This is a genomic window from Sediminicola arcticus, from assembly GCF_040566695.1.
Lineage (GTDB): Bacteria > Bacteroidota > Bacteroidia > Flavobacteriales > Flavobacteriaceae > Sediminicola > Sediminicola arcticus.
The window spans coordinates 1-22,660 of sequence record NZ_JBEXAE010000001.1; the positions used below are offsets into that span (position 1 = coordinate 1).

The 22,660-nt window shown below is 38.6% G+C and carries 25 protein-coding genes; 4 read left to right on the top strand and 21 right to left on the bottom strand.

Annotated features, from left to right (window positions below; translation table 11 throughout):
• The 4 genes from ABXZ36_RS00005 to ABXZ36_RS00020 form a co-directional block, all read right to left on the bottom strand.
• Positions 1-845, bottom strand: an 845-nt coding sequence (locus tag ABXZ36_RS00005; protein ID WP_354613395.1) for a Calx-beta domain-containing protein, incomplete at its 3' end; no start/stop codon positions are given.
• A gap of 141 nt (positions 846-986) precedes the next feature.
• Positions 987-1,871, bottom strand: coding sequence for an ACP S-malonyltransferase (gene fabD / locus ABXZ36_RS00010; RefSeq protein WP_354613396.1), 885 nt, complete (start codon positions 1,869-1,871; stop codon positions 987-989).
• Positions 1,872-2,073: 202 nt separating this feature from the next.
• Positions 2,074-2,589, bottom strand: a complete 516-nt coding sequence (locus ABXZ36_RS00015; RefSeq protein WP_354613397.1) for a gamma carbonic anhydrase family protein — start codon at positions 2,587-2,589, stop codon at positions 2,074-2,076.
• 350 nt (positions 2,590-2,939) lie between these two features.
• Positions 2,940-3,929 carry a PorP/SprF family type IX secretion system membrane protein gene (locus tag ABXZ36_RS00020; protein WP_354613398.1) on the bottom strand — a complete coding sequence of 330 codons (990 nt, stop codon included), beginning with the start codon at positions 3,927-3,929 and terminating at the stop codon, positions 2,940-2,942.
• Positions 3,930-4,052: 123 nt separating this feature from the next.
• Between ABXZ36_RS00020 and ABXZ36_RS00025 the strand changes: the two genes are divergently transcribed.
• From ABXZ36_RS00025 to ABXZ36_RS00035, 3 genes are all read left to right on the top strand, one after another.
• The gene (locus ABXZ36_RS00025; RefSeq protein ID WP_354613399.1) at positions 4,053-4,955 is read left to right on the top strand and encodes a NifU family protein; all 903 of its coding nucleotides are present in this window, start codon (positions 4,053-4,055) and stop codon (positions 4,953-4,955) included.
• 141 nt (positions 4,956-5,096) lie between these two features.
• A complete protein-coding gene (locus ABXZ36_RS00030; protein WP_354613400.1) occupies positions 5,097-7,148 on the top strand; it encodes a thioredoxin domain-containing protein in 2,052 nt (683 codons plus the stop codon).
• A gap of 73 nt (positions 7,149-7,221) precedes the next feature.
• Positions 7,222-8,040, top strand: coding sequence for a mechanosensitive ion channel family protein (locus ABXZ36_RS00035; RefSeq protein ID WP_354613401.1), 819 nt, complete (start codon positions 7,222-7,224; stop codon positions 8,038-8,040).
• Here the strand turns inward: ABXZ36_RS00035 and tsaB are convergent.
• From tsaB to cyoE, 14 genes are all read right to left on the bottom strand, one after another.
• Positions 8,037-8,711, bottom strand: a complete 675-nt coding sequence (gene tsaB, locus ABXZ36_RS00040) for a tRNA (adenosine(37)-N6)-threonylcarbamoyltransferase complex dimerization subunit type 1 TsaB (RefSeq protein ID WP_354613402.1) — start codon at positions 8,709-8,711, stop codon at positions 8,037-8,039. The genes ABXZ36_RS00035 and tsaB overlap by 4 nt on opposite strands.
• 18 nt (positions 8,712-8,729) lie before the next feature.
• A complete protein-coding gene (locus ABXZ36_RS00045) occupies positions 8,730-10,079 on the bottom strand; it encodes a TolC family protein (protein WP_354613403.1) in 1,350 nt (449 codons plus the stop codon).
• A gap of 29 nt (positions 10,080-10,108) precedes the next feature.
• Entirely contained in the window at positions 10,109-11,239 is a 1,131-nt protein-coding gene (locus ABXZ36_RS00050) for an efflux RND transporter periplasmic adaptor subunit (RefSeq protein ID WP_354613404.1), read from the bottom strand.
• A gap of 33 nt (positions 11,240-11,272) precedes the next feature.
• Positions 11,273-12,535 carry an ABC transporter permease gene (locus ABXZ36_RS00055; RefSeq protein WP_354613405.1) on the bottom strand — a complete coding sequence of 421 codons (1,263 nt, stop codon included), beginning with the start codon at positions 12,533-12,535 and terminating at the stop codon, positions 11,273-11,275.
• A 1-nt stretch (position 12,536) separates the two neighbouring features.
• Positions 12,537-13,766 carry an ABC transporter permease gene (locus ABXZ36_RS00060; RefSeq protein ID WP_354613406.1) on the bottom strand — a complete coding sequence of 410 codons (1,230 nt, stop codon included), beginning with the start codon at positions 13,764-13,766 and terminating at the stop codon, positions 12,537-12,539.
• Complete coding sequence (locus ABXZ36_RS00065) at positions 13,759-14,460, bottom strand: ABC transporter ATP-binding protein (RefSeq protein WP_354613407.1); 702 nt, start codon at positions 14,458-14,460, stop codon at positions 13,759-13,761. The genes ABXZ36_RS00060 and ABXZ36_RS00065 overlap by 8 nt, the downstream gene beginning before the upstream one ends.
• 217 nt (positions 14,461-14,677) lie before the next feature.
• Positions 14,678-14,857, bottom strand: coding sequence for a hypothetical protein (locus ABXZ36_RS00070; protein ID WP_435602035.1), 180 nt, complete (start codon positions 14,855-14,857; stop codon positions 14,678-14,680).
• Positions 14,858-14,914: 57 nt separating this feature from the next.
• Complete coding sequence (locus ABXZ36_RS00075) at positions 14,915-15,445, bottom strand: DUF420 domain-containing protein (RefSeq protein ID WP_354613409.1); 531 nt, start codon at positions 15,443-15,445, stop codon at positions 14,915-14,917.
• A gap of 1 nt (position 15,446) precedes the next feature.
• Positions 15,447-16,172 carry an SCO family protein gene (locus ABXZ36_RS00080; RefSeq protein WP_354613410.1) on the bottom strand — a complete coding sequence of 242 codons (726 nt, stop codon included), beginning with the start codon at positions 16,170-16,172 and terminating at the stop codon, positions 15,447-15,449.
• A complete protein-coding gene (locus ABXZ36_RS00085; RefSeq protein WP_354613411.1) occupies positions 16,172-16,804 on the bottom strand; it encodes a hypothetical protein in 633 nt (210 codons plus the stop codon). Before ABXZ36_RS00085 ends, ABXZ36_RS00080 begins: the two co-directional genes overlap by 1 nt.
• 69 nt (positions 16,805-16,873) lie before the next feature.
• Entirely contained in the window at positions 16,874-17,257 is a 384-nt protein-coding gene (locus ABXZ36_RS00090) for a cytochrome C oxidase subunit IV family protein (protein ID WP_354613412.1), read from the bottom strand.
• 65 nt (positions 17,258-17,322) lie between these two features.
• The gene (locus ABXZ36_RS00095; protein WP_354613413.1) at positions 17,323-18,297 is read right to left on the bottom strand and encodes a cytochrome c oxidase subunit 3; all 975 of its coding nucleotides are present in this window, start codon (positions 18,295-18,297) and stop codon (positions 17,323-17,325) included.
• Between the two features lie 154 nt (positions 18,298-18,451).
• Positions 18,452-19,030, bottom strand: a complete 579-nt coding sequence (locus ABXZ36_RS00100; RefSeq protein WP_354613414.1) for a cytochrome c oxidase subunit 3 — start codon at positions 19,028-19,030, stop codon at positions 18,452-18,454.
• A gap of 6 nt (positions 19,031-19,036) precedes the next feature.
• Positions 19,037-19,936, bottom strand: a complete 900-nt coding sequence (gene cyoE, locus ABXZ36_RS00105) for a heme o synthase (RefSeq protein ID WP_354613415.1) — start codon at positions 19,934-19,936, stop codon at positions 19,037-19,039.
• Positions 19,937-20,053: 117 nt separating this feature from the next.
• On the opposite strand from cyoE, the gene ABXZ36_RS00110 reads away from it, so the two are divergent.
• Positions 20,054-20,929, top strand: a complete 876-nt coding sequence (locus tag ABXZ36_RS00110; protein ID WP_354613416.1) for an MBL fold metallo-hydrolase — start codon at positions 20,054-20,056, stop codon at positions 20,927-20,929.
• Positions 20,930-21,037: 108 nt separating this feature from the next.
• On the opposite strand, the gene ABXZ36_RS00115 is transcribed toward ABXZ36_RS00110, so the two are convergent.
• From ABXZ36_RS00115 to gcvH, 3 genes are read right to left on the bottom strand one after another with little or no spacing between them, the layout of a single operon-like run.
• On the bottom strand, positions 21,038-21,742 hold the full coding sequence (locus ABXZ36_RS00115) for an energy transducer TonB (protein WP_354613417.1): 705 nt from the start codon (positions 21,740-21,742) through the stop codon (positions 21,038-21,040).
• A 52-nt stretch (positions 21,743-21,794) separates the two neighbouring features.
• On the bottom strand, positions 21,795-22,196 hold the full coding sequence (locus ABXZ36_RS00120) for a VanZ family protein (protein ID WP_354613418.1): 402 nt from the start codon (positions 22,194-22,196) through the stop codon (positions 21,795-21,797).
• Complete coding sequence (gene gcvH, locus ABXZ36_RS00125) at positions 22,189-22,569, bottom strand: glycine cleavage system protein GcvH (protein WP_354613419.1); 381 nt, start codon at positions 22,567-22,569, stop codon at positions 22,189-22,191. Before gcvH ends, ABXZ36_RS00120 begins: the two co-directional genes overlap by 8 nt.
• Between the last annotated feature and the right edge of the window lie 91 nt (positions 22,570-22,660).

Sequence of the window (22,660 nt, forward strand, 5' to 3'; positions counted from 1 at the left end):
GCAGTGTAGCTGTCGTTGTCTGTGATTGTTACCGTCGCAGTGTTCGGAGTACCCAACGCATAGCCCGTGCCCGAAGCAAGGGTCAGGATCACCGTCTCATTACCCTCCACCAACGCATCGTCGACAGGGGTAACCGGTATCGTATTGGTCTGTTGCCCATCGGCTATCGATACACTCGTGCCAAGGGTTGTATAATCTGTAGTATTGGTAGCGTTCGAACCACCGGTAGAGATCGCATAGTTCACCACTATAGCACTACCCGTGGTATTCACCGTACCTAGGTCGACCGTGAATTCACCCGCCGTGGTCCCGGCCTCAGTGGCAGTAGCAACCGTCGCAGAGATAGAAGCAGTGTAGCTGTCGTTGTCTGTGATTGTTACCGTCGCAGTGTTCGGAGTACCCAGATCATATGCGGCATCAGCTGTAAGTTCCACAATAACCGTTTCATCCCCTTCAACTAAAACATCATCTAAAACATCAACGGCAATATTTGAAGAACCCCCTGATGTAGTGGTGTACACAACTGTTACCGTACCTGATAAAGCAGTATAATCCGACCCAGAAGTTGCCGTACTAGATCCTAAGACTGAATAATTTACATCAACTATTCCATCAGTTCCAGCTCCGGAAGCTACAGTAACTGTAAAACTTGAAGATAATGGACCCGTCTCAAAACCATTGCCATTTTGAGCAATAGTAACGGAAGGAAGCTGTCCAAACCCCTGAAATCCTAAAATTAAAAATGCTCCCACTAAAAGAGCTCTTTTTAAAATGTTTCCATTAAGACTACTCGTAAGGAAACTATATACTTTTTTTAATATCATAACCCTGTTCAATAAATTCATCAAAATTAAAGCCACGGCATAGCGGCATTATTTCGAAAAATAAAGAATGTAATATTACGAAAAAAGGAGCCTATCCTCTAACTATCAGGGTTAAATAAGAAAATATTAGATAACTAGCAGGAATTATCGTTCAGCCCGTTTTTAAGACAGTTCCGCAGACTTAGTTTCCGCTTCTGAATGAATTTTTTTAACCAACCCTTGCAAAACTTTTCCAGGGCCTACCTCCGTAAACAAAATAGCCCCATCTTTTACCATGTTTTGCACGCTTTGGGTCCATTTTACGGGAGCCGTCAACTGGGATATTAGGTTCTTTTTAATTTCCTCGGCACTGGTTACGGCCGTAGTGGTTACATTCTGATAAATTGGACAGGTAGGCGCACTAAAGGTGGTGTTTTCAATGGCAGCGGCCAATTCTTCCCTCGCAGGCTCCATCAATGGGGAATGAAAAGCACCACCCACAGGTAATACAAAGGCCCGTTTTGCACCAGCTTCTTTCAATTTATCACAAGCCATAGTAATCGCTTCTACTTCTCCGGAAATTACCAATTGTCCTGGGCAATTATAATTGGCAGGAACTACTACCCCTTCAATTTCTGAACATATTTTCTCTACTACAGCATCGTCCAATCCCAAAACTGCTGCCATGGTACTTGGCTGAAAATCGCAGGCCTTTTGCATGGCCATGGCTCGTTGTGAAACCAATTTCAATCCATCTTCAAAGGTCAAAACCCCATTGGCCACTAATGCAGAGAACTCTCCCAAAGAATGCCCCGCCACCATATCTGGTTTAAAGCTATCCCCCATCACCTTGCTTAAAATTACCGAGTGTAAAAATATTGCTGGCTGTGTTACTTTGGTCTCCTTTAAATCCTCGGGACTCCCTTGGAACATAATATCCGTAATGGAAAACCCTAAAATAGCATTGGCTTTTTCAAAGAGCTCTTGGGCTAGGGGATACTTTTCATAAAGATCTAACCCCATTCCTACAAATTGTGCTCCCTGACCTGGAAATATATATGCGTTCATTTTGTCTAAAGTTTAAGTTGTGGCAAAAATAAGATTATTTGAATTAATGAGAAGTATTTGCGCCGAGGTTATGGACATCAATTAATCCTTTAGCTAAAACAATTAATTGACTACTCTATACCCGATATGGATTCCTATTTAGGAGGCGTGACCTCAACAACTATGCTGAACTCAACACCACATTTGGAAGTGAAAAAATGGCCTATTCCTCCTTGTACCAACCAGAGTATTTCACGTACGCCTCCGCGATCCTATCGATCTCACCTGCACTCAATTCCGGACTGATATCTTTTATTTTTTTTGCAGGCATTCCCGCAAAAATTGTTCCCGCCGGTACATGCGTCCCTTTAGTAAGAACCGCTCCTGCTGCAATAATACTATTGCTCTCTACCACACAATCATCCATTACAATACTCCCCATCCCAATAAGCACATTATCGTGAATTGTGCATCCGTGGACCAGAGCGTTGTGCCCTATGGATACATTGTTCCCTATGGTAGTAGAAGCCTTTAAATACGTACAGTGTATAACTGCCCCATCCTGTACATTTACCTTGTTCCCCATTTTTATAAAGTTTACATCCCCCCTTAAAACGGCATTGAACCATATACTGCACTGGCTGCCCATGGTGACATCTCCTACTATGACCGCATTATCGGCGATAAAGCAATCTTCACCTATTATTGGTGTTTTTCCTCTTATAGTTTTTATGATCATGATTTTATAGTATTAGTGCTAATTTTTATGACCTATCTTAAGAGTTTAGGGCATATTCATTATTGGTCGTTACAAAAATAGGCTCAAAAGTCCAATCGGACAATTCAATCCACAGTGAAATATCCCAATATATAGATTCACAATGAGGGAAAGAGACAAAATTCAAAAAGAAATTCAGGAACTCAATACCAAGCGCGAAGTATATTTGGCCAAAAACCAAAAGAATGCTTTTAAAGGAGAATTGGAGAATGCCCTATTGTAGGGAATCCAAAAACAGGCACTAAAGAAAAATTATACTTGGAAATATGATAGGCTACAAGCGTATTGTATATATGTACCAAGCTTGCTATTTAATTGACGGCAGGACATTTACAGTCGTACCGCTTTTCTGTCTGACCAAAGTCGTACCCTAAAGTAATCTGATGAAAACCACCATTATCAAATCTAATATCACCCATCTGATAGGAATAGTTATAAGACACCAAAAACTGTCCTATATTGGCACCAACGATTGGGGTTACCAATTGTAAACGCTGTTCTCCAAAGGTCCCATTGGTCTGAAATTGTGCCCCATCAAAACTTCTTCGGTAGGAGAGTCCGCCCCAAATTGTACCAAAAGGAACACTCTTGTATACCTTTGCATTGATATCCATAGTTTTTTCTTTAGTAAAATCGGTCATCTGAAATAATACTGATGGTTCCAATTGTATTTCTCCTTTTCCGAAAACATAGCCTACAGAAAGCAAATATCTCCTCAGGTTATCAAACTCATTGGCGGTGTACAAATCCCTGCCACTACCTAAGGCGTTCAATACTGCTGTGTGCGCATAGAATTCTAAAAAGTTGTAGGAAAATCCTAAATCCACATTAAAGTAGGCTGCCGTATTTTTGACTCCTGTAATTACCGGATCTGGAATAATGGACCTAAACTCTGTTTCATCCAAACTACTTAAAATTACTCCAATACTTGTGCCAAAGGACAATTGGTTTAAAAAGCGTTCATCACCTCCTAATTTCAAATGATGTGCATAGGTTCCCTTAAAGCCTGTTTGCGAATGATACCCGTTAGCGTCATTGAACAAAATAAAACCCAAACCACTGTTTTCACCAACCCTAAAATTGGCGTTGAAGGTCTGCAGACTTGGTGCCTCTTCCACATTAAACCACTGCTTTCTTGCGGTTAGTCGTATTTTACCCCCATCACTAATACCGGCCATAGATGGGTACACTAAATAATAATTATCCGCTAGGTAATCAAAATAAACTGGAATACCTTCCTGTGCAGCGGCTGGCGTACTAAATGCAAATAGAGCCATTAAAGCCAAAAGAAGTCGTTTCATCTAAAATATGGGGTAAAAATTTCTAAACCTTTTAAATATAAAATATAACGGATGAAATACTACATTAGTATAAAGTGGGTTAAATAGGAATTCCTTCGTACTTTTGCACAAAATATTATTCCCATGAAAGAATATACAATCACCATATACGAAACTACCAATCCAAACATACTTAAATTTGAAACTAATCATTTCATAACCAAGAACAACAATTACGAATTTAAGGATATAGATCAGGCCAAAAATTCTCCTTTGGCACAACAACTTTTCTACCTTCCGTTTGTAAAAACTGTTTATATCTCTGGTAATTTTATTGCTTTAGAACGCTATGATATCGTAGAATGGTCCGATGTTAGGGATGACGTGGCTCAGCAAATTGTAGAGTACTTGAACACTGGGGGTCCAATCGTCCATGAAGAACTAGATCAGAAGAAAGTACCTGCTACGGTTTACGCGGAAAACACGCCAAATCCGGCAGCAATGCGTTTTGTAGCAAATAAATTATTAGTGCCTACAGCTTTTGAATTCAAAAACATTGACGAAGCTAAGGATTCAGCTTTGGCCACAGACCTATTTAAATTTCCTTTTGTAAAAGAAGTATTTTTTGATGAGAACTATGTGTCTGTTACCAAATATGAAGTTGCTGATTGGAATGATATTACCTTTGAAATAAGGGAATTTATTAGAAATTTCATTGCAGATGGTAAAGAAGTGGTCTCTGCCAATAGTGTGGCCAAGCAAAAGGCGGAAGCACCATCTAGCCAAGTGCATTCCGATAGCCTAGATGATACTTCAAAAAAAATTATAGATATTTTGGAAGAATACGTTAAGCCAGCTGTTGCCAGTGATGGTGGTAATATTCTTTTCAAATCCTATGATGAAGAAAGCAAAACGGTAAACGTTATACTTCAGGGAGCTTGTAGCGGCTGTCCTTCCTCTACCTTTACATTAAAAAATGGTATTGAGAACATGTTAAAAGAAATGATGGGCGATAAGATCAACCAAGTTGTTGCCCTTAACGGTTAGTCTAAGGAAAGTTCCTAAACCAAAAGATAATCTCAAAAGCTCCCATTAAGGGAGCTTTTTTTATGCTGGATAAATACCTCTTTTGTACCTTCATAAACTCAAAGAAGTTACAATCCTTATTATATTCTATAAATTTCAAACATGACCCACAAACATACCAATAGCCTAATACATGAGAGCAGTCCTTATCTTTTACAGCATGCCCATAACCCTGTTAACTGGGAAGCGTGGAGCTCAGGACTCATGGAACGTGCAAAAAAGGAAAACAAATTGATCTTGGTAAGTATAGGCTATGCTGCATGCCACTGGTGTCATGTTATGGAACACGAATGTTTTGAGGATGAAGCTGTAGCTGCAGTAATGAATGCTCATTTTATCTGTGTTAAGATAGACAGAGAAGAACGCCCAGATATTGACCATATTTATATGGATGCCCTACAAATGATGACAGGTAGTGGCGGGTGGCCCTTAAATGTAGTAACTCTCCCCGATGGGAGGCCTTTTTGGGGCGCCACCTACGTAAAAAAACAGGATTGGATGACCGTGCTCCAACAACTTTCCGACCTATATAGCAAGGATTCAAAAAAGGTTATTGAATACGCTGAAAATTTGGCTGAAGGAATCCGGAGTATCAATTTGGTGGAAAAGAACGAAAAATCCCCCCTATTTTCGATGGCGCAATTAGATGAATCCATAGTGCACTGGTCTTCTTATTTTGATACCTTTTTAGGCGGACACAAACGGGCTCCAAAATTTATGATGCCATGTAACCTAGATTTTCTATTGCACTACGGCACCGTAAAAAATGACCAAGCCATTAACGACTATGTGAATGTCACCTTGACCCGCATGGCCTATGGGGGAATTTTTGATCATGTCGGCGGTGGATTTTCCAGATATGCCGTAGACACTAAATGGCATGTTCCCCATTTTGAAAAAATGCTCTACGATAATGGGCAAATGGTAAGTTTATATGCCAAAGCATTTGCCACCACAAAAAATAGCCTTTACAAAAAGACGGTAGAAGAAACGATAACCTTTGTGGCCAAAGAACTTATGGCAGAAAACTATGGATTTTATTCTTCCTTGGACGCTGATAGTCTAGATGCGGAAGGCAACTTGGAGGAAGGAGTCTATTATGTTTGGACGGTTAGTGAATTACAGAAATTATTGGGAGACCATTACTCCATTTTTAAAGACTATTATAATATAAACGATTATGGACATTGGGAGCATGGAAACTATGTCTTAATTATGGACGCCTCTAACACGGAAATTGCGACTAAACATACCATGACCAATTTGGAATTGAGCGCTATCATAGACGACTGTAAACATATTTTAAAAACGGAAAGGGAGAAAAGAAACCGACCCAGGCTAGATGATAAGATATTGACTTCATGGAACGGATTGATGCTAAAAGGATTGGTAGATGCCCATAGATATCTTAAGAATGATGGCTACTTGGATTTAGCCATCAAAAACGCCAATTTCATTTTGACCCATTTAACTACTCAAGAAGGAGGATTGTTCCACAACCACAAAAATGGAACAAGTAATATAAACGGATTCTTGGAAGATTATGCCACGGTGATAGAGGCTCTTCATGCACTCTATGAGGTTACCTTTGATGAGAATTGGCTGTTAAAAGCAAAGGAGCTACTGGACTTTTGTATCAATAACTTTTATGATGAGGAAAGTACCTTATTCTTTTTTACGTCGAAAAGTGATGACTTCATAATTCGTAGGACCATAGAGGTGTCCGATAATGTAATACCGGCATCCAATAGTATCATGGCGCATTGTTTGTTAAAGTTTGGGAAACTCTACCCAAATGAAAGCTATAGTGATAAAGCCCAACAAATGATCCTGAATGTTCAGGAAAATTTTATCAAAAATGCCCAAGGATATGCCAACTGGTTACATTTGGTTCCGTACCACCAACTTGCCTTTTATGAAATCGCGATTGTTGGTGATGATGCCAAGGCCAAAGCAAAAAAAATGAACTCCCAGTATTTACCCCAGACGGTCATTACAGGGAGTGATAAAAAATCTAGCACCCTCTCTTTGGCGCAAAATAGGTACATAGAAAACAGGACCCCAATTTATATTTGTAAAGAAGGTAGTTGTAATTTACCTGTTGACACCAATGAGGAGGCGCTGGTTCAAATGGGCGTCCTAGTTGAGGATTAACACTTATTTATGCAGATAAACTTGAAAAGTGACTCTATTTTTTGTTTTTTTGTGTTACTATTTACAAAAGCATATGATAGAGATAGACCAAGTCGAGAAATATGTAAGTGATATGGCCCAATGGGCCTTGGATTCTTTACCAAGCATAATAGCAGCGATACTGATCCTATTTATAGGTTTATGGGTGGTTAAAATGATCAACAAACTGGTCCATAAATTCTTTGAAAGACAAGATTTTGATTTGGCCTTGGAATCCTTCCTACAAAGTTTTATTAGCCTTGCCTTAAAATTTCTATTATTTGTGCTTGTCATTACCCAATTGGGCGTAAAATCGTCCTCATTGGTAGCTATAGTGGGTGCTGCCGGACTTGCCGTCGGTTTGGCCCTACAAGGTTCTTTGGCGAATTTCGCTGGTGGGGTACTGATACTGATCTTTAAGCCTTTTAAAGTAGGGGATTGGATTTCTGCCCAAGGGGTTGATGGTACGGTTACGGATATTTCTATATTCAACACTAAACTGATCACCTTTGGAAATCAGGTTGCCATTATTCCAAATGGGCAACTCTCCAACAACAACATCATCAATTATAATGCACAGGACACCAGGAGGGATAAGATTACCTTGGGTATAGGGTACGGATCCAACATTAAGGAAGCAAGGGATATATTGCTGGAGATCTGCAAGGAAAATGAGGAAATTCTTAAGGATCCAGCACCGGTAGTCTATGTAGATGCCTTGGCCGACAGCTCCGTAAACCTATCTCTTCGTTTTTGGGCGAACAATCCAGATTTCTGGGAAGCCCATTTTTATGTTATGGAAGAAGCTAAAAATAGATTTGATGCGGCAGGAATTGAAATACCTTTTCCACAAAGGGTTATACACAACGCCTAAGTCTTTTTATTCTGCAGAATAAAATTCTTTAAATAGAAGGGTTCGAAGTAGGCAATATTTTCAAAATCGCTTGCTTCGAATTTTTTTTGGGATAAATGCGCCATTTCCCTCGCCGAAGGGACTACTGCTGTATCGAAAATCACGTTGGGGTGATCTAAAACTCCCCTACACTTTTCTGCTCCACTCCCTATTACATGTACTGTATTCGTGGCTATGTAGCTTTGGAAAGAAACCTCAGTGATGATTTCTGCCTCTGTAGATCGTATCTCTTGCCAATCCCTGTCATAGACTGCAGAGTAAACCTCCATTCTTCGAGCATCTAGTACTGGAATGATAAGGTGTTCCTGCGGCACATTCAGTTGACGGGCCATACTCTCTAGTGTAGGAATGGAAATAAGCCGTACATCCAAGGAAAAACATAACCCCTTAGCTGCTGAAACCCCAATACGAAGTCCCGTATAAGACCCTGGACCCTTACTTACCGCCACGGCAGCAATATCCTGTAATGAAAAGGAAGCCTCTCTCAAGACTTCCTTAATATAATTATGCAACTGTTCCGCATGGGAATAATTGGCACTGTCGAATTCTTTGATAGAAATTACCTTCCCATCTTTTGCCAAACTAACCGAACAATTTGTTGTTGCGGTCTCTAAATTTAATATCAAAGCCATAATGGCTACAAATATACTTTAGTTTACGGTTATAGGAATGCCAAAATAGAACTCTAATACCTTCAATCTGAAAATGTAGTCATATTTGGTCCGTATCAAATCTGCCTCTGCATTATCCACCCTAGATTGTGACTGGCTAAAATCAAAGGCATTGAGTAAACCAACCTCAAAACGGTCCCTAGAATACTGATACGCCAAACGCCTGGCTTCCAAACTCTTTTGAGCTGCTTCATAAGCCTTATAAGAACTTTTGACATCTACATAAACTTGGTTGACATTGGCTTCCAAAGCCAATTTGTCCTGTTCTAACTGAAGTCTTGATTTATCAACATTGATTTCTGACCGTTTAATGTTATTTTTTACACTAAAGCCATTGAAGATGGGAATGCTTAATTGTGCACCGTAGGAAATACCATCATTCATCCATAGTTGATCCCCAAAACTTGTGGTCATAAAAGTATTGGTGGTGGGATCAAAAGAAGGTTGATCTGAATATCGGGTATTGTAATTAAAAAATCCTCTTAGGGTAGGATAAAGGGCTCCTTTTGCGATATCTAGATCTTTTTCCGCAACATCTACATTGGATTCGGATAATTTAATATCATTCCTGAAAGTAAGTGCCTTATCAAAAATAGTCTTGGGCGAATTATCTAAAATAGTAGATGGTGGAACCATAAATTTTTGGTCTACAATATCAAAATTATCATAATCCGTGATCTGAAGCAATTGCGCTAAATTGATACGGGAAATAAACACAAGGTTCTCCGCGTTTACAATCTGTTGCTCCTGAGTTGCGGCAGTAGCTTCTACCTCTAATAAGTCCCCTTTTGGTACTACCCCAGAATCTACCAATTCTTTAGTGCGTTTTAAGTCCTGTTCTGTTACTGCATACTGTGCTTTGAACACAACCAGAGATTCCTTGTTTAATAAAATCTGCAAATAACCATTAGCCACTGCCAATCCTATATCATCCTTTAAATCATCCAATCTATATTGACTTGCCAAGGCCGATAGTTTGGCCCTATTCAGTCTATGGATGTTTCTAAGTCCGTCAAAAAGAACTACAGAAGATGACAATCCACCAGAGGCCGTAAGTATGGTTGTGGTTACAGGCTGGTTGTTGGTAGGATCAAAGGACAATCCAGTATTTCCAGATATTGTTGAAGATGCACTAAAACTTGGCAGTAAACCCCCAATGGCATCAGATTTATCAAGCTTTACGCTTTCCAAATCCAACTCAAACTGCTCAATACTTAAATTATTCTCATAGGCATATTCCACACACTCTTGTAATGTCCATTTCTTCATTTGTGCCGTAACCGATCCTATTGAAAAAAGAACCAGCACTATAATAAACTTAATTTTCATTGGTTACTGTTTTTGATGATTGAACTAGTTTAGTTTTTCTCTTTCTCTTCTTCAGTTCCAACTTTTATTGGTTCTGTCTTATTCCAAATCTTTACCTTATCGTCCTTGGTAAGTCCTTCTAAAATTTCTACGTTCACTCCGTCCGAAATTCCGATTTTAATATCCTTACGCTCAAATTTCTGATCTCCTGTTGACACTTCCACATAAGGCTCATCGGTTGTTTTATCAAACTGCAACAAGGCCTCTGGAATAACCAATACATTGTCTTTTTTATCCAGAACAAGAGAGGCATTGGCGCTGTAACCTGCTCGGATCAAAAACTCATCTTCAACGGTTACATCCCCTTCTATCTTAAACTGTACAGCTCCAGACTCTTCTATCCCTTTAGGCGCAATGAACCTTAGTTTGGCATCAAATTCTTTATCGCTTATAGCGCCCAAACTAATCTTTAACGGCATTCCCAATTGCAACTTTCCAACTTCCCCTTCATCTACCTTTCCTTCAAAGATCATGACACTTAAATCGGCAATGGTGGCGATCGTAGTCCCATCATTAAAATTGTTACTTTGGATCACTTGGTCTCCTTCCTTTACAGGAATCTCCAAAATGGTCCCTGCAACCAAGGCTCTAATATTGGTGTTGGCCGTTGAAGAGCCTCCGGCTGATCCCACACGGATGATCTGATAATCGGATTGTGCATTCTGAAGTTCTAATTTAGCCTGGTCGTACTGCAATTGTTGCGTGTTGAAATTCTGACTAGATACTACCCCTTTGTCAAATAGTATTTTATTCCTGTCATATTCAATTTTGGTATTGTTCAATGCTATTTCAGCATTTTTTACTCGCCCTTTAGCTTGGTTCAAGGCTTGCTCATTGGGAACCACCTTAATTTTTGCAATCAGATCGCCAGCCTTTACCTTGGCACCTTCTTTTAGATATATCTTATCTATAATTCCTGATACTTGAGGCTTTATCTGCACCTCATCCTCTGGCACCACTTTCCCTGTAGCCACAGTTTTCTTTTCTATACTGGCCGTAAAAGGGTTTTTTGTTTCGTATGTAATGGCGGATTTACTGTTCGATTTTATGAAAAATGCTGCAGCCCATAATGCTCCCAACACTACGACTCCTATCAATACGTATTTTAAAATTTTGTTCATTTTGATCGTCTTTATTTAATGATATAGTTTAGTTTATTCTTCTCTTAATGCGTCTATTGGTTTTATGCTTACCGCACGTTGTGCAGGAATTAATCCTATTAAAGTACCTAGAATGACCATAATGGCCAAGGCCCCCAATACATAAGGAATAGGCACTGTTGGGTTGGCATAGGGAAAATCGACATCCTTTGTGAGATAATTGATTAGACTTAACACACCTGCGCCCAGTATGATCCCTATAACTCCTGCTATCATGGTCAGTAGCACCGACTCTAGAATGATTAGAGCTCGCACCTCCCTTGGCGTTGCCCCAAGAGCACGTCTAACCCCCAATTCTTTGGTTCTTTCCTTAACAGAGATTAAAAGGATATTCCCGATTCCGATGACCCCAGCCAGAATAGTTGCTATTCCCACTACCAGGGACAAAAATGTCAATCCTTGGGCAAAACCAACAATCCTATTGAAAATCTCACCAAGGTTGAAGGACCCAAAGGCCCTTTCATCTTTGGGGTTTACATTATGAATAGTTTTCAAGAGGGTCTTAACATCTTCTTCCACCTTTATTACGTCTGCATCGTCATAAGCTGCAATGGTCAACCAAGAAACGTCTTCTCCGGTATTGTATAATTTTCTATAAGTACTAAACGGGATATAGATATCTGAATCGCTTTCAAATCCTCCCCCAGGCGTGAATTTATGAACCCCTACTACTTGAAAGAACACATTATCGATCCGAATATAACCTCCTATTGGATCCTCCCCTTTTTCAAATATCTCTTTTTGGGTACGTTCTCCAATGACACAGACCTTTCTTGTCTGGTCTATGTCTTCGTCATTGATGAACCTACCTCCATCAAATATCTTCTTAGTGGCTATTTTTGTCAATACCGGATAATCCCCATAGACCGCGTAATTACCAGATTTAGATCCTCTTATGATCTGAGCGGGAGAACTGCCAAAAATTCCCTTTACGTTTCTTGGGGCAATATATTGTATCTCGGGTATCCTATTTTGCAATACCGTGACATCCCCTAAGGTAAGCTGTAGTTGTCTTCCTGTTTTAAATCCTTTATAAGGCATAGAGGTGCTTTGTGCCCAGGCGAACATGCTGTTCATTGCTACATTTTCAAATTGTTTTTCAAAACCATTGTCCAATCCCTTTGCCGCACCGGACAGAACGATATAAATGAAAATCCCCCAGAAAACCCCAATCACCGTAATGATCGTGCGGGTCTTGTTCTTACTTATAGAACCGTATATTTCCTGCCACGTATTTCTGTCAAATAAAAATCGCATGTTATTCGTCTCTTAAAGCTACAATTGGTTTTATATCGGCCGCTTTTTTTGCAGGTAAATATCCTGCGAGTGCGCCAAAGAAAATCAATACAATAGTGGCTGATATCGCCATGGTTAAATTGATATATGGATTGGTAATAAAGTAATCTTTTAAGGTGTCGCCAAGGGATCCCAAAATGGCAATTCCCAGAATCATTCCTATAAAACCCGATACCGTAGTAATAAATACCGACTCCAACAAAATGGTGCCAATAACTGACTTAGGGGTAGCTCCCAGGGCTTTTCTGATCCCAAGCTCTTTCGTGCGTTCCTTGACCACAAACACCATGATATTACTGATTCCTATGATCCCGGCAATAATGGTCCCAAAGGCCACAAAAGCAACAATAAGCTGTAAAACCCTAGCGAACTGTTGGTTTTGCTGTAACTGATCGGCAATATTTCTTATAAAAACACCACTCTCATCATCGGGGCTAATATTTTTCTTGTCCTTTATAAACCTTGTCAAACTCCTGTCAAAAGCCATGGCTCCCGCGTACCCGATTTCTGGTCTAAAGCCAACTACAAGCTGGTCTATCTTATCAGTATTCTTTTCAATCAACTGTCTTGTGGTATAAGGGATGTAAATGGTCCTTTCCTCATTATCCCCACCTTCATCCTGAAATACTCCAATAACCATGAATGCACTTCCACCTATGTCAATATAACTACCCACAGAGTTTTCTATGCCAAATAAATCTCTTTCTACCAATCTCCCGATGACTGCATATTTAGTTTTATCGGCAATATCAGCTTCATTGATATATCTACCCTTCATCATTATAGTCTTCTCTGCATACTGATTGGCCGGACCAACAGCTCTATTGGAATAACTATTGGATTCGTTCTTATATTTTACAAGGCTACTCCTAGAAATTCTTGGCGTGGTGTACTCCAAAAACATAGGAAAATTCTTTTCTATATCCTCTAAATCGCTGTTTTCAAATTCTATTTGTCTATTGGCTTTATATCCTTTGTAAGGCTTGGTGGTCCTCCCTGGGAATATAAAAAACACATTGGTAGCATCATCCCCAAAAAAATCCTCAAAGGTGTTGATCAGTCCGTTTCCAAAACCGAAAAGAACCACAAAGATGAAGATTCCCAAGGCAACGGTAAAACCGGACAAAAAAGTCCTTAGTTTATTCTTTTGAATGGTCTGGAAAATCTCTTTCCAATTATCCCTACTAAACATATTGCGAAGCCCTTACCTGTTCAACCTTTTTATCTTCAATAATAACTCCATCCTTCAAATGAACAATACGCTTGCACATATTTGCAATGTCGGGTTCGTGAGTGACGATCAAAATAGTATTTCCCTTATCGTTTATTTTTTGAATCAGGTCCATTACCTCATAAGAGGTAGTACTATCCAAAGCACCAGTAGGTTCATCTGCCAACAATACTTTTGGTTCCGCTGCCATGGCTCTAGCAATTGCCACCCTTTGTTTTTGACCCCCAGACAGTTCACTTGGAAGGTGGCCGGCCCATTCTTTTAAGCCTACCTGTTCTAAATATTTCAACGCTTTTTCTTGTCTTTCCTTTCTACCCACTTTTTGATAATAAAGAGGTAACGCCACATTTTCCATTGCCGTCTTATAATTGATTAGGTTAAAGGATTGAAAAACAAAACCCAAAAACTTGTTTCTATAATTCGCTGCTTTGGTTTCATTAAGATTTATAATCGGGACTCCATCCAACGTATAAGAACCTTCATCAAGTTCATCCAACATTCCCAAAATATTCAGAAGCGTAGATTTACCAGAACCTGAAGATCCCATTATGGCGACTAATTCCCCTTCTTCCACTGAAAAATTGATTCCTTTAAGAACGTGAAGGGAATTGCTCCCCATTTTATAAGATTTATGAAGATCTTTAATTTCAATCATAACTAGTTCAATTGATGGATTACTTTACACTACGGCTATAAGACTTAATCATTCCTAAATTGTTACAGTTAAGAAGCACAAAATTTTTATAAATTAATAAGCAACTTAGTACAAACCAGTTAAGAAAAAAATATAGGTTAAAGCAAAAAAAGAACCTCTAGGATTAGAAGCTCTTTATCAGTATAATAGTGATTATAGTGTAGGTTTGTTCTGCTTTTTAGGCCCTCATTTTTCTGTAAATGACGTAAAACAGACCTGCAACAAGAATATAGGGGACAGCCATGAGGTAGATAATCCCGTTGTTGATTCCTTCTGCAGCAGAAGTATCGGCCTCGCTCTCCAAGACAGCTCTGCACATAGCACATTGGGCTTCCAACAATTGTGGAAGAAAAACCATTAAGAGCGTTAAAACAACAAGGATACTTTTATTTTTCAAAATGCCTACTTTAAATTATTAAATATAGTAAGGTGATATCATAAAATAAACCACGACACCTGTTACAGCAACGTAGAGCCATATTGGAAAGGTAATCTTTGCCAATTTTCTATGGGATTCAAATTTTTTTACATAGGCCCTTGCATACGTCTTTAATACCAAAGGAATTATAGCTATAGATAAAACAATATGTGTGAACAGTATAAAATAATACACCCATTTTATCCACCCTACGCCTCCGAATGCAGTAGAATCCGAGGTCATGTGATAGGCCACATACATAACTAAGAACGCCAAGGATAGTGCAATACAAGTGGTCATTACATTCTGGTGTAACTTGCGCTTACCATTTTTTATAGCCCAGACAGCCACGATCAACAATAGGGCGGTAAGTCCGTTGGTAGCGGCATAAATAGGAGGCAGAAAGGAAAGTGGCTCCACATTTGGCAATTTCACTCTAAACAAAATAGCAACAACTACAGGGATCACTATGGACACCAAGGTAATTAACTTATTAAATTTCTTCTCTTTTAAAGCAATAGCATCCATCTTATTCTTCCAATAATTTTTTAATATCTTCTTTCAAAATAGCAATCTGTTCCTTTTCTCCCTGATCGTTCTGACCTTCAGATTCTGAAATGGTCCCCCTATAATAAATAATTGGATTCCCAAATTGATCAACGCGAGATCGGATAAATCCTTTTTTATCAACCAAAGCAAAAAGACCTGAATGTTCAAAACCTCCTGGAGCATTTGGAATTTGGGCTGCAAAAATATTGAAACCATTATTTGCCAAGTCATAGATCTCCTCCATATTCCCTGTCAATAAATGCCAATCAATATTGCTTATGCCGTATGATTCCGCATATTTTTTTAACACTGAAGGGGTGTCGTTTTCAGGATTAATGGTAAAGGAGGCCACTCCGAAATTTTTAAGATCTTTAAATTCTTCCTGAATCTCCACTAAATTCTTGTTCATTATAGGACAAATACTAGGACAGGTAGTGAAGAAAAATTCCACAACATAAACTTTACCTCTATAATCCTTTTCAGTGATCACTAGGCTATCTTGGTTGACCAACGAGAAAGAAGGCACCCTTCTTTTTTCACCATTAAACTCAATATATGACAATGCGCCACTGTTATCCTTTACATTCATCCGATCATTTTCCACCACTGTACCGCTTTGTATGCGATCCACTATTCTAGGAATAAAGATGATTCCAAAAATCAGTACGATCAATGAAACCCAGACGTATGTATATTTATTTTTCATTACTTGCTTCTTTCGGCATTGTTCTTCTTTAAGGCCATGCGATATTCCGCAAAAATGATTTTCACATCATCCTCCATCTTATTGTTCAGATCTGCCACAGAGGTGGTATTAAAACCGTATTTGGTGCCATTCCCTTCATCATCTTTTCTTCCTCTAAGACTTTTGTCCTTATCCACTATAAATACAAAAGGGGTACTTAGGTTATCCTCTAAAGTAATATCAGTTTTTAGGCTTGCAAATAAAGCTCTTATTTCGTCTGGCTCTCCATAAATAAACTTCCATTTAGAAATGTCTCCTAAACTACCAAGCTCCGTCTTCAATTCCTCCACTTTGTCCTCTGTACCTTTAGGCATGACCATGACGAATTGAAAATCGTTGAATTCATAGAAAGGCTTATATATCTTTTGATTTAAATTAAAAGCGTTCCCTTTTTTAAGCTCTACTTCCTCACCCATAAAACCAAGTATAGTGATTTTATCCTGTAGGGTATAGTTTGGGTCTATCCCAGAAATATCGGAGACCTGTTGAGTAAGTATGGGGAGCTTTCCAAAATTATTTATGCCTGATGCAAAAAAGAGATAGGCAACAATGGGAAGTATAAATAAAACGACTAAAATGAATACTTTTTTCATACTGTAATGTAGGGTACAAAAATAAAAAAGACGGTATGAATACCGTCTTTTAATTCTGTTAATAATACGTTAGAAATTCCATTTTATGAAGCCTTCCTTATATACTTGAAAAATATAGTCCGCTTCGAACAACAAAATAAAGATTAGATAAGAGACCAAGAAAATTGGTGTCCACACTATGGTTCTTCTCAAAGAACTTTTTTCATCTCTCAAGTGCATAAAATCCCAAGCGATATAGTAGGCCTTTACTAAGGTTAAGATGATAAATATCCAGTTCAAAGCTTTCATTCCCAAAACGTAGGTCTTGGTCAAAATTTCTGGCTTGCTGATACCCAAGGCCACTTCTACTGCCGTCACCAAGGTTAAGAAAATCAATACTCCCCAAATTTTTTGGGTGTTCGACTTAAATTTTAAAAGACCTCTGAATATTTCTAATTTGTGTGCGTGTGCCATTTTATATGTTTTGTGTGGACCTTCAGGGTTCTAAGAAGAGCTCTTAAGGTTGTTTTGTATTATAATTAAACCAGATAAAAGAATGTGAATACGAATACCCAAACTAAATCCACAAAGTGCCAGTAAAGTCCAACTTTCTCTACCATCTCGTAATGACCTCTGCGCTCATAAGTACCTAAGATTACATTAAAAAAGATTATAAGGTTGATCAATACCCCTGAGAATACGTGGAATCCGTGAAACCCTGTAATAAAGAAAAAGAAATCGGCAAACAAACGGCTACCATATTCATTTCGAACCAAATTAGCCCCTTCTACCACATATTTGGCATTGTCCAAATACTTTAAAGATTCAGCCCTACTTAGAACTGTTTTCTCTCCTTTTTCGTTTAACAATTCTGTGCGAATCACAATATTGGAATTAGCCTTGAAACCTTCTACCACCTCATTTACAGAATAAGTAGGTAAAGTACCTTCATCATAAAACCAAAGTCCATTTCTATTTTCATGTGCCACTCTCTCTTCAGGTAGCTTTTCTGTAAAGTCACGCAAGGCAGCACGCTCACCGCTATCTACACTTACAAATTGCAGGATACGGCCTCCTTTGGTCTCAATTGCGCCATAATCCCCTTTAATAAAGGTAGCCCATTCCCAAGCTTGTGAACCAACGAAGATAGCACCACCGATAATGGTTAAAAACATGTACCAAATAACGCTGTTCTTTTTCATTTTATGACCAGCATCCACTGCCAATACCATCGTTACAGAAGACATAATCAGGATAAAGGTCATAAAAGCCACGTAGTACATGGGGAAATTCCCATGAAAGAAAGGAACGTGGGTAAATACCTCATCGGCAATTGGCCATATTTCTATAAACTTGAATCTGGAAAAGCCGTAAGCCGCCAAAAAGCCAGAAAAGGTCAAAGCATCCGATACAAGGAAGAACCACATCATCAGTTTACCATAACTTGCTCCTAAAGGCTCGTTACCGCCTCCCCAAACATTTTCTTCTGTACCCGTTGTTACCGTAGTATCCATATTTAAATTATCGTATTAATAAAATTTTCACAAATTTACATTTTTTTCGTCTACACAAAATTTTTGCCTTTTAAAATATGGTAAAAAAATCATGTATTTAGGGAAGTAGTTCTCATTTAAGCCACTATTTCCCAAAATTTATCTTTATTTAGTTTTAATAGAAATAAAAGAACATAATTAAATAGACCCATAAAAAGTCCAAAAAGTGCCAAAAAGTAGCCCCCAATTCTAATCCTAAGAATTCCTTTGAGGAATATTTGCCTTTTATTTGATTGTATAAAACCACCAAAAGAGAAATCAATCCAGCAACTACATGTAAGATATGTACCACGGCAATCAAAAAGATATAAGACAGGGTTATGCTGCTTGTTGGCCCTGTAAAATAATAGCCCTGGGCAATCATTTGGGAGAACCCGTTGAACTGCAAGAAGATAAAGCTAACACCCAATACCAAAGTAATCAACAACCATTTGGTACACGTCTTGGCATTATCGGTCTTAATGGCAGATTTCGCAAGCATATACGTTACACTACTCAGCACCAACACCAAGGTGCTATACAAAAAAGAAGAGGGCAACTGCAAATCGGTGAGCCAATCCTCCCTAGTACTACTAACAATATAGGCACTGGTCCAACCAGCAAAACCCATGATTAAACTTACTATCCCGAACCAGAGCATCATCTTCTTCGCCCTATCGTTCTTCTCTTTTGGAGTACCTGTTGTTAAATCCATAAATTATTAAATATATTTATCCACTACATAAACCACTTGCATCAACGTAATATAAGTGACACTCGCCAACATAAGATTCTTGGCAGACTTGTTATCCCTTCTTTCATAAAGCCGCATCGCAAAAAACAGCATCCCCAATCCCATTGCAAAAATAACGATTGCGGCCACAATGGACAATTGGAGTCTTCCTGTAATTCCAAAAACTGGAATAATAGAAATTACCATCATCCAAATGGTATACATAATGATCTGAAGTGCAGTGCCCTTATCTTTTTTACCGGTGGGCAACATCTTAAATCCTCCTTTTTTATAATCCTCATCTAGCATCCATCCTAAGGCCCAAAAATGTGGGAACTGCCAAAAGAACTGTATCATAAATAGCGTTCCTGGTTCAATTCCAAATTCATTAGTAGCTGCAACCCAACCTAACATAAATGGTATGGCCCCAGGAAAAGCCCCTACAAAAACCGAGAGCGGGGTCTTAGTCTTTAATGGGGTATAAACACTCGTATATAAAAAGATGGATATAGCACCGAACATAGCCGTCTTTGGATTCAAAATATACAAAGACACCAAACCAATAATTGTTAAAACCACTGCGATGGCCATAGCTGTATTGACAGACATTCTTCCGGAAGGTATTGGCCTGTTTTTAGTACGGTTCATTAGGACATCCAAATCTTTTTCAATAATCTGATTAAAAGCGTTGGAAGCACCCACCATACAATACCCACCGAAAGACAACAAGAAAAGTGATACATAACTGATCTCTGTAGCACCAAGGAAGTATCCAGCAATAGAGGAAAAGACCACGCTTACCGCAAGCCTAGCTTTGGTAATTTCTTTAAAATCAGCAAAAATCAAAGACCATAAGGTGCTTTTTGCTGTATGAATCGCAGTCTTCATTTAGTTTTGTTAAAAGGAGTGCAAAGATAAGACCCAAATGATTTTTTTCCAACCTATTACAAGTATTTATGTTATTTTGAATACATATTCCCGTCTACGTCTCTAAAACTATCTATTATGAAGAAAAATAATATTCTTTTACCTCTTATTTTAGCACTATCTGCCCTACCACTTGGGGCTCAAGAAAAAGAAAATACCGTAACTGTTGACACCCTTTCCCAGCGCATTTTTATGCTTACCGGAAAAGGTGGTAATGTTGGCATCTTTGTGGGAGAAAGTAAAGCCTATATGATCGATAACCAATATGATTATATGAGCGATGCATTAAAAAAAACCATCAATGGACTAACCAACAAGCCTATTGCCTATTTATTCAACACTCATATGCATGGTGACCATACTGGCGGGAATTCCAATTTTAATTCAGAAGCAACAACTATCGTCGCTCACGATAATGTTAGGAAACGATTAAAGGACCAAATTAAAGTTGAACTAAAGAACAATCCTATACTGCCAGAGATCACCTTTTCTGAAGATCTCAACCTTTTTGATGGCGAAGAGACGATCATGGTTTTTCATGTACATAACGCCCATACAGACGGCGATGCAATGGTCTATTTTTTAAAGGACAATGTATTACACATGGGCGACACCTATTTTGCCTTGCGCTATCCCTTTATTGATCTCAGCAGCGGCGGATCCGTGGAAGGGTATATTAATGCACATAAAAAAGCGCTCCTATTAATTGATGAAACTACCCAAATAATACCTGGTCACGGAAGACCATCCAACAAAAAAGAATTAGAGGCATATGTCTTAATGTTGGAGAATTTAAAAACTAAGGTAATCCGAGAAATAAAAAAAGGTAAATCTTTGGAAGAAGTAAAGAACAACAATGAGCTTACTTCTGATTACGATGCGGTACACGGGGGTGGCTTTATTAAACCTGAAGTAATCCGGGAAACGTTTTATAGGAGCTTGAGCAAAAAGTAGTTCCTATACGTTAGATTATTTTAAAAGAGATAAAAACCCCGACCTAGGCCGGGGTTTTTATCTCTTTTAAAATAATCTTATCACTAAAAGAATATTTTTATGTTATAATTACTGTAGTTTAAAGGTAATTGGAATACTGAAAGGAACACGTACAGCTCTACCTCTTTGCTTTCCTGGAGTCATTTTAGGCAATTTGCTGATAATTCTTTGTGCTTCCTTTTCCAAGTTTTGGTCAGGTCCACGCATTCTCACGTTTCCGATACTACCGTCCTTTTGAATAACAAACATTACGCTAACCCTTCCTTGAACACCCATTTCTTGTGCTATTTCTGGGTATCGGAAATTCTTGCGAATGTGCTGCTGCATCATATCATTAAAACAGGCTCTTTTATCCTTTTCGTTTTCACAACCCGGGAATACAGGAACATCCTCAATAACAGCAAAGGGAACATCAATATCTTCCTCTACTTCGTCTACGGATATATCATCAACTTCAATGATTTCTTCCTCTTGGGAAGTTTCAGTGGATTTAATAACTGTCTCCTCTACCTCAACCTCATCTTCAACAACCGTAATGATCTCCGGTGCTGCTGGCGGTGGTGGAGGGGGTGGAGTTTTTATCTGCTCTGTCATTGGAACTTCTTCATCCAACATATCTTCTACATTCAAAGAAGTGTCGTACGTAGTTTGTTCATCGTAAGTCCTCCATTCCAAAGCACGCCATATAATTAACATCACAACAGCTAAGCCTATAACAAAGTACATGCTGCTGTTTTTTGTTAAATCTGCTTTTGGATTCTTTTTTGGTTCCATATCGTTAGTTTTAAGGTTTGCTAATTTAAATATTAATTTAGTAAAAAAACAATTAATTTTTCCATTTTAACTGCCTTTTCCCAGAAAATAGGACTTTTATGGCCAGAGCCCCTATCAAAGCACCAAAAGTGTTTGCTATAACATCAAAAATATCTCCTTCTCTGGCAACAGTAAACACACTTTGCATTATCTCAATAACTATACCATAAAGTATAACTGCCGCTAAAATCATTAGAATTGTTTTCTTTAAACCACTTTTACCTAGGGTTCTTTCCCTAACGGACAAAACGCCCAGTAAGGCAGCCATAAAATAAAAGTTGAAATGCACCAGTTTATCCATATAGGGAATTTCAAAATCTGGTAAGTCCCCTTCTGAAAACGAAAATAAGCTGAGCAGTGTTATGAACACCATCCAGCTTATAAATGCAATTGTAAAGATGCTTTTTTTAAGCACCAATCAATTCTTTGTAATCCGCATCACTTAAAAGACTATCAACTTCCGTTAAGTCGCTTAGTTTTATTTTTATCATCCATCCGTCTCCGTAAGGATCTGTGTTTACTTTTTCTGGTTCATCTTCTAACATTGAATTGAACTCAACTATTTCACCGCTCAAAGGCAGGAAAAGATCCGATACTGTTTTAACAGCCTCTACCGTTCCAAATATTTCTTCCTTACCCAAAGTTTCATCCAAGGTCTCCACTTCTACGTAAACGATATCTCCCAATTCTCCTTGGGCAAAATCTGTAATCCCTACTGTTGCAATATCCCCTTCAATCTTAACCCACTCGTGGTCTTTGGTATACTTTAATTCGGATGGTACGCTCATATCTTTTAATTAATTGTTAGCCCCACAAATGTATGGGATTTTGGTAATCTATTCAAAAAAAGTAATTCATTATTAACAATTCACTAAGAAG